This is a genomic window from Chryseobacterium sp. MMO-72 (genome assembly GCF_037146035.1).
GTDB lineage: Bacteria > Bacteroidota > Bacteroidia > Flavobacteriales > Weeksellaceae > Chryseobacterium > Chryseobacterium indicum.
Genome location: NZ_JBBCWG010000010.1, coordinates 88764 through 103681, shown reverse-complemented (window position 1 = coordinate 103681; position 14918 = coordinate 88764). Strand labels below are relative to the sequence as shown.

Sequence of the window (14918 nt, the reverse complement as noted above, 5' to 3'; positions counted from 1 at the left end):
TTTTGAAAATTATTTTGATAAATATTATCTTCTTGTTCTACCTTTATCATTTGCTCTCGCATCCTGAGCTACACGGAATCCGATCCATCCGTAAGCTTTATCCTGAGACTTGTATCTTCTTTGTCCCGGATCTAGCCAGTATGCTGTATCCTGCCAAGAACCTCCTTTTACTACTCTTACATCGTTAGTAACAGCAGAAGTTCTTTCTTTTCTGTCTTTTTGAAGTACTACTCTACCTTGTGCATCTACGATAAATCTTGATTTTGGAGAATTGTACATGTCATATGAAGAAGCTGAATCTGATGCAGTTCTATAGTCTAGAGAAGACATTCTGTCTCCATCTCTATAGTTTCTGTAATCAGCAATTGTTTGTCTTTCATACTGACCCGGTAAGTTTCTGTAAACTAATCTTCCATCAGCTAAAGTATCATATTTAATGCTGCTTTCGTCTACCATTTTGTAAGTTCCGTCACCGTTTCTTACGATAGCCTGCGGCATATTTCCTCTGTAGTAGTTGAAGTCGCTGTAATCTTCATCGATGATTGGTCTGTAAACATCTGCAGTCCATTCTGCAACGTTTCCGTACATACCGTAGATTCCTAAATCATTAGAAGGATATTGTCTTACGTCTGAAGTTCTTGCAGAACCATCATTTTTCCAGCCTGCGATACCAGAGTAGTCCCCGGTTCCCATTTTGAAGTTTTCAAGGAACATTCCTTTTTCTCTTCCTTTAGTACCTCTCAGTTTTTCAATTTCAGGTTTTTTACCCATATACTGATTGTACTCTCTGTTTTTAGCCATACCTAAAGCTGCATATTCCCATTCAACTTCTGTAGGAAGTCTGAATTTTGAAACCATTGCTGCGTTCGGAGCTCTGTTTGCAGCTAACAATCTCTGGTTTGTAGTTTTCAAACCTGTTTTTTGCTGCATTCTTTTTTCATTGATGTAACCTTGCATTTCCGGATCATTCGATTTGAATTTATCCATGTTGAACGCAGTTCCACCCTGATTATTAGATTCGTTGATGTACAAATCTTTTGCAATGATACCAGCCTGCATTAAGGCTTTCTCGTTTGCTCTGTCTGACAACCATTCGCAATATCTGTTTGCCTGAGTCCATGATACTCCTACTACAGGATAGTAATCGAATTCAGGAGCACGGAAATACGTCTCGTTGTAATCATTTCTAGATAATTTGTTGTCCCACAATAAGGTATCCGGCAACGCACCGTTGTATATTTCCTTAAAGCTTGGATCGCTTGGTGGGAATACGTACTTCAACCATGTAAGGTATTCGCGGTATTCGTAGTTAGTAATTTCAGTTTCCCCGATAAAGAATGAACTTACCTGCATTCTGCGAGGCGAGTTATTCCAATCGTGCATAACATCATCTTTCACTAATCCCATTGTAAAAGTTCCACCTTCTACATATACCATTCCCGGCCAACCTTTTTGTTTTTGTTGCTTTCCTGCAAAAAACCAACCTTGTTTCTCGTTTGGTTTCCAACCTGTTTTGCTGACAAATTTTTTAGTACCGCCGCCATTATTAGATCCTCCGCAACTGGTTAATGCAAGTGTAGAACTTAATGCTATTAATGAAAACAACTTTAGTTTTTTCATAGTCGATATAAATATTTTCAAAGTACAAAGAAAAAATAAATTATTCAATAAATCAAGTAAAGAGTTGATTTTTTTGAAAAACGTTAACAAATTAATTTTATTGTATCATAATTTAATTATAAAATTTTCATTTATTTTGTAATTCAGAAATTTCAATAATAAACATGAAACAAAAAATTTCTCTTTTATTTTTATTAAGCTTTGTATCAACACTTTGGGCTCAAAGGATCACCATCGAATGGGATGGCTCTAAAATTCGAGACTTTGGTGAGACAAAACTCAATCTCCCAAATTTTAAAAATCAGGGATTTTCATTCAGCCAAAATAACATTTTTATAACAACTAAACAACAAGTTGGCGAAAACCAGTTAAAAGTTTCTAATCCTATCTGGGAAAATGTTTCTGCTAAAGATTTGTTTTCATTAAGCAGGGATCTTATCACCGATCAGGAGATAAAAGATATTGTGTACTACAATGCAGACGGAGCAAGATATGCCAGTGCCAATGTATCGCTCTTTAAGAATGTAAAAGGACAGATCCAGAGACTTTCTTCATTTGAAATTTTGGAGACCAATGTTTCTAACAGTCTGGGGAATACCTTAAAGCTAGGGACCACGAATAACCCTTTATCAACAGGAACTTTTTACAAAATAAGAGTTGATAAATCCGGCATTTTTAAAATAACAAAGCAGTTTTTACAGGATAACGGAATTAACCCGTCTTCTGTAAATCCTAAAAATTTCAGAATTTACGGAAACGGTGGAATCATGCTTCCGGAAAACAATCAAGACGCGAGGTACAGCGCGCTTCAGGAAAACGCCATTCAGGTAGTTGGAGAAGATGACGGGGTATGGAATGATAACGATTACGCTTTGTTCTACGCACAGGGACCAAACGGATACAATTTGTATAATTCTTCAAACGGAAGCGGGGTTAAAAGAAGAGAATCCAGAACTTATCCCAGCGAAAATCTGAAGAATATTTATGAAGATTATTCGTATTATTTCATCAATTTCGATAAAGGTCCCGGAAAGAGAGTTCAGCCTGTAGATGTTAATTTACCTGCGAGTCCGCTAATTACCCGTTTTGATAATTATCAGGTGATTAATGTAGATCAGAAAAACCTGCTGAGAGTGGGTAGAACCTGGGTGGAAGACACTCCTTTTGTAACAGATAAAACAGTTACATTTACTACGGCTTCTCCGGTTCAGACAGGAGATAACATCAGGTATAAGGCACAGGTAATTGGTTATAAATCTCAAAAAAACAAATTGCTTTACAGTATCAATAACCAAAATCCAATTACTTTTACGGTTCCAACTCCGGATCAGAGTTCCACGTATGATTTTTATCCTACAAATTACTCCGGAATCATCTCCGGACTAAGCGGAAACCAGATCACCATCAGTATAAAACCTGATATTACACTGAATCCTAACGGAACTTTTTATCCCGATTATTTTGAAATTCAGTATAAGGATAATCTGAGCTTTAACGGAACACAGATGAGTTTCAGGGATTTCTCACTGGTTACAGGGAGCAATACAACGTATGGATTCAGCCTTGCGAATGCTTCTGCAGCAGAACAGATATGGGATGTTACCGATATTACCAATGCCAACAGAAGAGTAAATAAAGCGGCAGGAAATGCAAGCTTTAATTTTGCGTACACCGCATCTGATCTGAATTTCAATAATGAATTTGTTGCTTTCAGGGCAGATGCTGCATTTAGTCCTTCATTTGTAGGAAGAATCAACAATCAGAATATTTCAGCTTTGCAAAATGTTGATTATTTAATTATAACAACTCCTGAAATGCTGGGACAGGCGCAAAGAATTGCAAACTATCATCAGACCAAAAATAATTTTAATGTGCAGGTGGTAGATACAGACAAGATCTATAATGAATTCGGTAGCGGCAGCAAAGATCTTACGGCAATAAGAGATTTTGTAACCAAACTGAACACCCCGCTTGGAACATTGAAGTATGTGCTGATCCTTGGGGACACCTCTTTTGACTACAAGAACAGAATATCCGGTAATACCAATGTAGTTTCGGGCTACCAGAGTGAAATTTCTCAGGATCTGGTAAGGTCATTTGTTACTGACGATTATATTGTAATGACAAAACCGCAGACCACTAACTACATAGATTCTAACCTTCCTGATCTTCCTGTAGGAAGAATTCCGGCTGCCAATGCAACGGAAGCTTCTACTATGATTGATAAGACTTTAGCTTACTATAACAGTCTATCTGGACAGTCTACACCTTTCGGGGAATGGAAAATGAAACTGGATTTTGTGGTGGATGATGATAATGACGGAGGTGCGCCATTCCATACCGTAATGAATAATTCTCTTGCTACGGTTTTTGAGCAAAATAATACAACTTTAAAGGAATATAATGTAAGAAAACTTTATCTGGATGCTTTTCAGGCACAAAGTACAGCAGGCGGACAAAGATATCCTCAGGTAAATCAGGCGATCTCAAATGATATCGGAAACAGTCTTTATCTTTTCTATTTCGGGCATGGAGGTATTAACGGATGGGCGCAGGAAAGAGTTTTAACATTATCTGAAATTCAGAATGCGAATAACTTCTCTAATGTATACAGCAGATTTCCGTTTGTATCGACAATTACCTGTGAGTTTACACTTTGGGATGATCCGGATGTTTCTTCTGCGGGAGAGCAGTTTTTAAAGCTTAAACAAGGGGGACCGGCAACGATGATTACTTCAAGCCGTGCCATCGATGTTGGTTACGGAGTGGATTTCACTAACCTTTTTACACAAAATATTTTTAAACTGACCAATGACGATTTTGATACTTTAGGATATGCACATTTAAATGCAAAAAAACAGAGAGGAGCTTCTTCTGAACATTTAAAAGTTAACTTCTTAGGAGATCCTGCCATGAAACTTACCAGACCGAAAAGATTACTGGTAATTGATAATATTGAAACTCCGGTTCCGGGATTAATCAGAGGACTGGATTTTGTGAAAGTAAAAGGTCATATTAATAATCCTAACGGAACAGTAAACACAACGTTCAACGGAAGAGTTGTAATTAATATTTTTGATAAGAGATTAAACAAGACCACTCTGAACAACGACGGAGGATTAACTCCTGTTCTTAAATATACCGAGGAAGGAAGTGCTATTGTAAAAGCTTCCGGAACGGCTGTAAACGGAGTCTTCACTGTAGAATTTTATGTTCCGAAAGATATTAACTATGCGGTAGGAACCGGCAGAATTTTAGGGTATGCAGACAATAAAGCTTCGGATGTTTTCAATAACCAGCCGGTTCAGGTGGGAGATATCAATCCAAACGGTATTAATGACAACCAGCCGCCAAAAGTAAAATTGTATATGAACAACACCAACTTTGCAGACGGAGGTATTACAAATCAGAATCCGATGTTACTGGCATGTATTACAGACGATACAGGAATTAATTCTACAGGCTCTGGTATTGGTCATGATATTACAGTATATTTGGACGGGCAAATTATCAATACAATTGTACTGAATGATTTTTATGCTTCAGGTGAAGGAAACGGATGTTTAAGCCCTGGTCTGGCAGATTATCAGAAAGGTAATGTAACGTATCCTTTCAGAAATCTTGCCGTTGGACAACATCAGTTAACATTTAAAGTTTGGGACATAAACAATAATTCTACAACTGCTACGTTAAATTTTGAAGTTAAGGATGAAGCGGATCAGCATTTGGTTATCAACCGACCGTTAAACTGGCCGAATCCTTTCACGAACAAAACATACGTTCAGTTTGAACATAATTGTGATGATATTCTGGATGTGAACGTTCAGATTTACACAATTACAGGAAAATTGGTAAGAACTTTATCTCAGTCTGTGGTTGCAGAACCTTTCTTACAGGGCTTTAGAACGCCACGTCAGGCAATAGAATGGGACGGAAGAGACGATTTTGGGGCAACTGTTGCAAAAGGTACGTATATTTTTAAGATATTTGCAAAAAGTCAAAATCAAGAAAAATGCAAAGGAAGTGCTACAGCTGTAGAAAAAATGGTACTTTTGAAATAAATTTAAAACGATAACAGTAATAATATCAACAAAAAACTGATAATATATAAAAGACAACATATGAATTTAACTACTAAACTGCTTTTAGGAATTGGGTTAAGTGCTGGTTTTTTAGGCTATTCTCAAGATTTAAGTCTAGTAAGACCTGTATTAACCGGAGCTCCTTTCTTAAGAATCGCACCAGATGCAAGAGCTGGAGGTATGGGAGATCAGGGTGTGGTAACCTCTCCGGATGCTTTTTCACAATTCTGGAACGCAGCGAAATATCCTTTCAGCAGATCAAGTTCTTCCGTGGGACTTAACTATACGCCGTACATGGGAAAACTTACCAATGATGTGTTTTTATTATACGGAGCCTTCCACAAATTTTTAGGGCAGGAAGAAAGATCCACCATCTCTGCAAGTATTTATTACTTCAATATGGGACAAGTAGATCTCACTCAGTTAGTAGGAAACGAAGTAACATCCATGGGAACCTCAAAACCAAACGAATTCTCTATTGATGTAGCTTATGGTCTTAAACTATCCGATTCTTATTCCATGGCGGTTACAGGAAGATATATCCGTTCAGACTTAGCCGGAGGATTCAACACAGATACTACATTAAAACCTGCGAACTCTTTTGCGGTAGACGTTTCAGGTTACTATACGTCTCCAAGATTCTCAAGTTTAGGAGGAATGGACGGAAAAATCAATGCAGGTTTTGCTGTTCAGAACTTAGGTCCGAAACTGGATTATACAGGAAATGAAAATTCAAGATCTTACCTTCCTACGATGGCAAGATTAGGTGCCGGTTATGATATGTATCTTGATGATATGAACAGAGTGGGAATTAGTGTTGAAGGTTCAAAAATCTTAGTTCCGGGTTCAGAATATGTAGGAATAGATCCTAATACAAGACAGCCGATCTATCAGGTTCCGAACGTAGGTGTAATGGCGGGAATCGGAAAATCATTCAAAAACAAAAATTCCATTATGTATAGTGGTGCATTAGAATATTCTTATGACAATGCATTTTCTGTAAGAACCGGTTACTTCCACGAAAGTGAAGAACAGGGAGCAAGACAGTTTGCAACTGCAGGTATCGGATTAAAGTACCGTTCTTTCGGTCTTGATGTTTCTTACCTCATCAATATGTCTAAAATTAATACCGCTTTGGATAATACCCTTCGTTTCGGGCTTACATGGAACATCGGTGACGAAAATTCCAACGCAGATAATTAAAATTCTAAAACATACCATACAAAAGTCTCATAAATTATGGGACTTTTTGTTTTTTAACTTTCTTCTTTTTCAGGAGCTTTTTCGTGCTATCCGCTCATACTCCTCGCTCCTGCGCCCTCTAAACTTAACCCCTACCCTTTCCATTTCTGCTGTGGGGTAACCGCTGCTATCACGGCTAGGTTTTTGTATGTGATTTCAATACTTAGGAACAACAATTGCCAGTCTTTTCCTATTCAAATTACTTAAATCATATTGTAATATATGTTGAATATATATATAAAAACCACCCCGTCAAAAATTCTTACGAATTTTTGCCACCCCTCCAAAGGAGGGGAATTACAAAGCTCCTATCTATGAAATATTCACATTTAACTGGCGAAGTAAAATTGACGTTCTCATTTTAAAATTTTTCAAAAATTTAATGATTACGGTATAAAGTAAAACTTACAATTCACATTTAACTCTTATTTTTGTAGCATGAACTACTCTGCAGAACTCAAAAAATTCGTAACCAGTCAATATGTATATTCTGCGATCAGAATTACACTGGCTACCGTTCTGCCCTGTCTTGTTCTCGCCCACTTCGGAATTCTCAAAGAATATTTTCTCTTTCCTCTCGGAACCAGCTTTGTTGCTTTAACAGATCAGCCGGGACCTTTCATCAGAAGAAGAAATGCATTAACGTTTGCCATATTCTGCTTTGTATTCGTTGCAACGATTGCAAGCCTTGTGATGAACTTTAAAATTCTCGTTTTTGCAGAAATTATTGTTTTCGGAATGTTCTTTTCCCTGATCGGAGTTTACGGACAGAGATTAGCTGCCGTTGGTTCTTTATCATTGGTGGTTCTTGCAATCTTTATTGACGGACATTTAACAGGAGGAAATATTTTTAAAAGCCTACTGATCTTTGCTTCAGGATGTATTTGGTTTCTATTGATATTTCTTGTTGTAACGACCATTCAGCCTTATAAACTGGCAAGTCAGATGATTGGAGAAAATTATCTTCAATTGGCTGAATTTTTAAAAATCAAAGCCAATTATTACCAGAAAAATCCGGATTTTGACAAACTGACTACGCAGGTTATCGCCAAACAGATCGGGATCAAGAACCTTCAGGAAGAAACCAGAGAAACGGTTTTCAAAACCAGAACCATCGTAAACGAATCTACCACAACAAGCCGTCTATTGATGCTGATGTTCCTGAACTCAATGGATCTTCACGAAAAACTGATGACTTCCGAAAGCGATTATCAGAAACTGCAGCAGATTTTTGACGACACCACCATTCTGGTAGATATTCACGATTATCTCAATCTTCTTGCTGAAGAAATTACCAATATCGGAATCGCCCTGCAAGTCGGGACGAGAGCAAAACCATTGTTCAATCTCGACTCTGAGCTGAGTAATTTAAATCATAATTATTTCGATCTCAGAAACAAAAAAATATCCCCTGAAAATTTCGAAAATTTTATGGTGTTGCGCCAGATTCTGATGCGCATTAATGAAATTACCAAAGAAATCGATGAGATTTATAAAGTTTTCTCCCAGAATGTAAAACTTGCAAAAAGTCTTTCTACAGGTCTGGATCTTAAAAAGTTCATGCCCAATGAGGAAAAACTGAATTTCAGAGTCTTGAGAAACAATATTTCACTTTCGTCATCTCATTTCAGACATGCGTTGAGAATTACGATTGCGTTATTATTGGGATATTTATTTTCACTATTCCAGTTTTTAGGAATCGGACACACGTATTGGATTTTAATTACCATTGTTGCGATCTTAAAACCCGCCTACTCCATTACCAAACAGAGAAATCTTCTCCGGTTGTACGGAACTGTCGCCGGAGCTGTGATAGCTTATGGAATTCTGCATTTCATCCACATTAATGAAGTTTTATTTACCATTCTTTTATTAAGCATGATTATGTGTTTCAGCTTTCTGAAGGGGAAATATTTCTGGGCAGTTCTGTTTATGACGATTTACATCTTTCTGAGCTTTAATTTTTTAAGTCCGGGAAAAGTCAACATCATTTTTAAAGACAGAATTGTAGATACCATTATTGCAGCAATAATTACGTCTCTGGTTGCCTACATCGTTCTTCCGGTTTGGGAGCATACCCAAAATCTGGATCTGATGAAGAAATCTGCCGAAGCCAATCTTAGTTATTTTCAAAGCGTGATTTCCAAGTTTTTAGAAGAAAACCATGACCTTGAAGATTATAAAGTAAAGCGCAAAAATGCCATCATTTCACTGGCAAATCTTTCCGACAATTTCCAGAGAATGATTTCCGATCCTAAAAATCAGCAGAAAAAACTTGAAGTCGTACATCAGTTTGTCGCAACATCGCATCTTATTACAGCCTACACCGCTTCCCTTTCGCAATATGTAAAAGATGACGAAAAATATCCTGAAATTGATGCAGAAAGCTGGAGCAGAAAAATAGAAGCCGAAATGCAGAAAGTTTCTATTCTTTTGCATGGAGATACCATAACAGAAGAACTAAAAAAGGAAAGCCGCATTGAACCCGAAGATTCCTCTCTGGAAGATTTAATTTTAAAAAGAAAAACCGAACTTACAGAAAACGAAGCGTATGATGTACGGGATCCGAATAAAATTTCTCATTTAACGGAGCTTAAAAATATTCACGATGTTCTGGAACTGATCTTTGACGTTGCCAAAGAACAGCGAAAAGTAATTGAAAAATACAGAAATGAAACGGATTCTGTTGAAAAGGGCAATCCTATTCTTCAACAATCGTAAAGCAGTAATCGTCGAAAAATTCTACCCTTGCTTTGAATTCATCTGAGATTTTATCATCATGAACCCTGCATTTGATATGGTGAAGGTATTTCAGTTCAAAAGGCTTCACTTCATAATGCTTTTTCAGCGACCAATGTTTGGAATGATGAATTTTATACATACTTTCTTTAACACTCCAGATAATCGTGTAAAAGGTTACCTCATTATCAAATGGAATAAATCCACGTTCATTTTCGTAGGTAAATTTATCGATTACTCTTAAAATTTTAGGATTAAATTTCTCAATATCTATTCCTATTTTATTCTTTGAAATAGCGATGGCTGCAAAAGGAAATGAATGCGTAATGGATATTTCCGCATCTTTCGGAGATAAAAAAGGTTCTCTTTCTTTGTAGAGAATCTTAGACTGGGGTTTCAGAGATTTTAATAATTTTCTCACCATTAAAACCTCCAGTAATTTTTTGGGATGATAATCTTTTACTTTATCGGCATTTTCCGGCTCCAGAAGTTCATTGATATCCAATTGTTCCTGTTCATCATATTTCCATACAAGAATTGTGGCATTATCATCAGAAAAATCGCGGTAAAGTGGCATGTATTAATTTATTCTGCTAAAATAATAATTTCCTGCGAATCGTATTTTGACTTTAGTGATTAGTAAAATTATTAAATTCAGATTTATATTATCTATTATCTTAAATGTTGTTATCTAAAACGCAATAAAAATCACTATAATATGCTTAATATCATATAATTCTTGAGAGAACAGCGTTTTTTTATCTAAATTATTAATTGTAATTTTGCACATTATCAATTGAATTTAAACTTATTCATTCATATGAGTACTACAACACAATACATGCCTTATAAAGTTAAGGACATCTCCCTTGCAGAATGGGGAAGAAAAGAAATTACCCTTGCTGAAGCGGAAATGCCTGGTTTGATGGCGATTCGTGAAGAATACGGACCGTCTCAGCCGTTAAAAGGTGCAAGAATCGCAGGATGTCTTCACATGACGATCCAGACAGCTGTACTTATCGAGACATTAGTAGCTTTAGGTGCTGAAGTTACATGGTCTTCTTGTAATATTTTCTCTACACAGGATCACGCTGCTGCTGCCATTGCTGCTGCAGGAATTCCGGTTTACGCTTGGAAAGGTATGAACGCTGAGGAATTTGACTGGTGTATAGAGCAGACTATTTTCTTTGGTGAAGACAGAAAACCATTGAACATGATCCTTGATGACGGTGGAGATTTAACCAATATGGTTTTTGATAAGTTCCCTGAACTTACTGCAGGAATCAAAGGTCTTTCTGAAGAAACGACAACAGGTGTTCACAGATTGTACGAAAGAATGAAGAACGGAACTTTAGTAATGCCTGCTATTAACGTAAACGATTCTGTAACAAAATCTAAATTCGATAACAAATACGGATGTAAAGAATCTGCAGTAGATGCTGTAAGAAGAGCTACAGACGTAATGTTAGCCGGAAAAAGAGTGGTTGTATGTGGATACGGAGATGTAGGTAAAGGTACTGCTGCATCTTTCAGAGGTGCTGGTTCTATCGTTACGGTTACTGAAATTGATCCTATTTGTGCGCTTCAGGCTGCAATGGACGGTTACGAAGTGAAAAGATTGGATACTGTAGTGGATAACGCAGATATCATCATCACAACAACAGGTAACTTCAACATCGTAAGAGGAGAACATTTCCTTAAAATGAAAGATAAAGCGATCGTTTGTAACATCGGACATTTCGATAACGAAATCGACATGGCTTGGTTAAACGAAAACTACGGTCACACAAAATCTGAAGTAAAACCTCAGGTAGATATCTATACTGTAGAAGGTAAAGAAGTGATTATTCTTGCGGAAGGCAGACTGGTAAACTTAGGATGTGCAACAGGACACCCAAGTTTTGTAATGTCTAACTCTTTCTCTAACCAGACTTTGGCTCAGATCGAACTTTGGAACAATTCTGAAGCTTATGGAAACGAAGTATATATGTTGCCTAAACATCTGGATGAAAAAGTAGCGGCTCTTCACCTTAAGAAATTAAGCGTTGAACTGGAAACTCTTTCTCCTGAGCAGGCTGAATATATCGGTGTGGATGTGAAAGGTCCATTCAAGCCTGAATATTACAGATACTAATAAGCATATTTGCTTTTATATATTGAAACTCTCCTTTTCAGGAGAGTTTTTTAGATTCCGGCGGCTTCGCCGCCGGAATCTAAAAAACTCCAATAGAATATCTCTTACTACATATGAGGGTATTTTACACTCTTTTCTAAACGCAGAACTCATCAAGGATAATTACAGTCTTGTTATCCTTCCGTTACTACTGCATCACGCTCTCCGTCTTCTTTTTTTCCTTCCTCAATCATTTCTTCGGCTTCAGCTTTCTCTTCTTCCGTAGCGTAATCAATTCGCTCCTCCTGCTCTTCTTCTTGTTCATAATCAATAAAAAATTCACAGAAAACCGGAAGATGATCTGAACCGAAATTATCGAGTGTTTTCAGGTCTTCAATAAAAATTTCTTCACTGTGGAACATCAGGTCGATCGGAAATCTCAGCAAACGGTATTTGGCATGGAAAGTGGAAACAAAAGAACGCCCGATTCTCGGATCGATAAGATGACTTGTTTTCCTGAAAAGAATGGATGATTTAGACCACGCCACATTATTAAAATCTCCCACAACAATCACCGGTTTCTTTATTTCGGTTACTCTTTTGGCGGTACTCAGAAGATCTCCGTCTCTTTCTTTGGAAGTTTCCTCTTCCGTCGGACTTGGCGGTGGCGGATGAACTCCGAAGAAAACGAAAGAAAATCCGTCCTTGGTTTTCAGATGCGCTTCTATACTTGGAATATCATCAGCCACGAAATAATGAGTTTGAGAGCTTTCAATTTTTAATTTCGAATAAAAATGCATCCCGTACGTATTTTCCAGTGTTACTTTATGCTGAAAAGGATACTCTTTTTCCAGTTTTCGCAATGCTTTTTCCCAGTCTCCATTACTTTCCATAGTCAGGAACATATCAGGCTTACATTTTTCGATCAGCTCAATAAACCTGTCGTATTCTGTGTTGAACTGATATACATTGGCTGAAATAAAATGCACTTTATCTGAAGACTTATACTTCTGAGAAAATTTCTTAACGGGATAAAGCGGAGTATATTTAATCAGAATGATACTGTGATGAACAAACATTAAGATTAAAAGCCCCTGAAAATACCATAAGTATTCTGAATGACTGACAAAAAAACCTAGAATAAAGGTGAAAACAGTAAAAAATGTGATCTGTATCTTCCCAAATTCAGGTACACGGAAAACCCAGTGTGAATGTTGAATCTTGGGCAGGATGGTCAGGATGAATAATAAAACAGTGAGACTCAGGTAAAATATCCACATATATTTTTTTAAATAACAGATAAATTTAGTGTAATTTTATAAGCTTTCAAACGAATTGTTCTTTAAACTTTATTAATTCATTTGAAAGTAAATTTAAAATTTGGTTATTTTTAAACCTTCAGATAAAAAAATCTAACGTATGAACAAAATATGGGCTGTTTCCCTGTTATTGGGAACTCTTTGCTTTGGACAGCAAAATCAGAATGCAGAAATTGAAAAACCAATCCGAGATTTATTTACCGGAATGAAAAACTCCGATCCGGAAATGATGCACACTGCTTTTGCAGGCAGCGCAATTCTTCAGACCATTACGAAAGACGGCGTAAAAACTGAAGATATTGAAGCTTTTGTAAATTCTGCTGCCCAAATGGCAAAAGGAGATCTCGAAGAAAAAATTACCATTGAAGCCATTCATACCGACGGAAAACTTGCGAGCGTTTTTACACCATATTCATTCTACTACAAGAAAAAATTTTCTCACTGTGGAGTTAACAGTTTTCAGCTTATTAAAATAGGGAAAGAGTGGAAAATACAGTATGTAATTGATACCCGAAGAACAGATAACTGTAAAGAAATTAAATAATGAAAATTCATCATATTGCCATTATCTGTTCAGATTACGAAGTTTCTAAAAAATTCTATACAGAGATCTTAGGCTTAAATATTATTCGTGAAGTTTACCGTGAAGAAAGACAGTCTTACAAGCTCGATCTTGCCATTGGAGATCATTATGTCATTGAATTGTTTTCGTTTCAGAATCCTCCGCAACGACCTTCCAGACCGGAATCATGCGGTTTAAGACATCTTGCTTTTTCGGTTGAAAATGTGAGAGAAAAGCGGGAAGAATTAATTCAAAAAGGGTTGGAATGCGAAGAAATAAGGATAGACGAATACACCGGAAAAGAATTTTTCTTTACACAGGATCCTGATCAGCTTCCGCTGGAATTTTATGAAATGTAATTTTTAAAAAACTTAAATTAATCATGAAAAAAATTGTCGTAATTCTTGCAGCATTTGCTTTAACCCATATCAATGCGCAGAAAGTTAATGAGCCGAAAGATCATCCTGAAGAATGGTCACAATCTTACGAACCGTTCAGAATTGCAGGAAATCTGTATTATGTAGGAACATATGATCTTGCCTCATACCTTATTGTAACAAATAAAGGAAATGTCTTAATCAATACAGGATTAGCAGACTCGCTTCCGATTATTAAAAATAATATTAAAAAACTGGGCTTTAAATATCAGGATACTAAAATATTGCTGCTTACACAGGCGCATTACGATCATTTGGGCGCAATGGCAGACATTAAAAAAGAAACCGGAGCCAAATTATATGTTGACGAAGCCGATGCAGATGTACTGAAAAGCGGCGGAAAATCGGATTATGAACTGGGAAAATACGGTGTTACTTTTAAACCTGTAAAACCTGATTATATTTTAAAAGATAAAAATGTGGTGACTCTTGGAGATGCAAAATTAACCATGCTTCATCATCCCGGTCATACCAAAGGATCATGTAGTTTTTTGTTTGAAACAAAGGACAGCAAAAGAAGCTATAAAGTTTTAATTGCAAATATGCCGACCATTATCGTGGATAAAAAGTTTTCCGAAGTTACTGCATATCCCTCTATCGAAAAAGATTATGAATATACTTTAAATGCCATGAAAAATCTGGATTTTGATATTTGGGTTGCTTCTCACGCGAGTCAGTTTGATCTTCATGAAAAACACAAGCCAAAAGATCCGTATAATCCTGCTGTCTTTATGAACAAAAAAGAATATTCAGATGAAATTGAATCTCTGGAAAAAGATTTTTTAAAGAAAAAATCTGAATAAA

The 14918-nt window shown here is 36.6% G+C and carries 10 protein-coding genes; 7 read left to right on the top strand and 3 right to left on the bottom strand.

Features of this window, described 5'->3' with window-relative positions; genetic code table 11:
- Nucleotides 1-24: 24 nt before the first annotated feature.
- Nucleotides 25-1620 (bottom strand): gliding motility lipoprotein GldJ, encoded by a 1596-nt coding sequence (gene gldJ / locus WFH39_RS14215; RefSeq protein WP_214590398.1) that lies wholly within the window; start codon nt 1618-1620, stop codon nt 25-27.
- A 164-nt stretch (nt 1621-1784) separates the two neighbouring features.
- Between gldJ and porU the strand changes: the two genes are divergently transcribed.
- From porU to WFH39_RS14200, 3 genes are all read left to right on the top strand, one after another.
- Complete coding sequence (porU, locus tag WFH39_RS14210; protein WP_336690401.1) at nt 1785-5681, top strand: type IX secretion system sortase PorU; 3897 nt, start codon at nt 1785-1787, stop codon at nt 5679-5681.
- A gap of 60 nt (nt 5682-5741) precedes the next feature.
- Nucleotides 5742-6905, top strand: a complete 1164-nt coding sequence (gene porV, locus WFH39_RS14205; RefSeq protein ID WP_336690400.1) for a type IX secretion system outer membrane channel protein PorV — start codon at nt 5742-5744, stop codon at nt 6903-6905.
- A gap of 477 nt (nt 6906-7382) precedes the next feature.
- On the top strand, nt 7383-9665 hold the full coding sequence (locus WFH39_RS14200; RefSeq protein WP_336690399.1) for an FUSC family protein: 2283 nt from the start codon (nt 7383-7385) through the stop codon (nt 9663-9665).
- Here the strand turns inward: WFH39_RS14200 and WFH39_RS14195 are convergent.
- The gene (locus WFH39_RS14195) at nt 9646-10260 is read right to left on the bottom strand and encodes a 4'-phosphopantetheinyl transferase family protein (protein ID WP_336690398.1); all 615 of its coding nucleotides are present in this window, start codon (nt 10258-10260) and stop codon (nt 9646-9648) included. The two genes, WFH39_RS14200 and WFH39_RS14195, sit on opposite strands and share 20 nt — an antisense overlap.
- A gap of 243 nt (nt 10261-10503) precedes the next feature.
- On the opposite strand from WFH39_RS14195, the gene ahcY reads away from it, so the two are divergent.
- On the top strand, nt 10504-11817 hold the full coding sequence (gene ahcY, locus WFH39_RS14190; protein ID WP_214590403.1) for an adenosylhomocysteinase: 1314 nt from the start codon (nt 10504-10506) through the stop codon (nt 11815-11817).
- Between the two features lie 173 nt (nt 11818-11990).
- Here ahcY and WFH39_RS14185 read toward each other — a convergent pair whose 3' ends face one another.
- The gene (locus tag WFH39_RS14185) at nt 11991-12875 is read right to left on the bottom strand and encodes an endonuclease/exonuclease/phosphatase family protein (RefSeq protein ID WP_336690397.1); all 885 of its coding nucleotides are present in this window, start codon (nt 12873-12875) and stop codon (nt 11991-11993) included.
- 340 nt (nt 12876-13215) lie between these two features.
- On the opposite strand from WFH39_RS14185, the gene WFH39_RS14180 reads away from it, so the two are divergent.
- Genes WFH39_RS14180 through bla form a run of 3 tightly spaced genes read left to right on the top strand, consistent with a single transcriptional unit; the run spans nt 13216 to nt 14917 of the window.
- Complete coding sequence (locus tag WFH39_RS14180; protein WP_336690396.1) at nt 13216-13659, top strand: nuclear transport factor 2 family protein; 444 nt, start codon at nt 13216-13218, stop codon at nt 13657-13659.
- Nucleotides 13659-14036, top strand: coding sequence for an SMU1112c/YaeR family gloxylase I-like metalloprotein (gene gloA2, locus WFH39_RS14175; protein ID WP_336690395.1), 378 nt, complete (start codon nt 13659-13661; stop codon nt 14034-14036). The genes WFH39_RS14180 and gloA2 overlap by 1 nt, the downstream gene beginning before the upstream one ends.
- Before the next feature lie 23 nt (nt 14037-14059).
- Entirely contained in the window at nt 14060-14917 is an 858-nt protein-coding gene (gene bla, locus WFH39_RS14170; protein ID WP_336690394.1) for a subclass B3 metallo-beta-lactamase, read from the top strand.
- The last annotated feature ends 1 nt before the right edge of the window (nt 14918 follow it).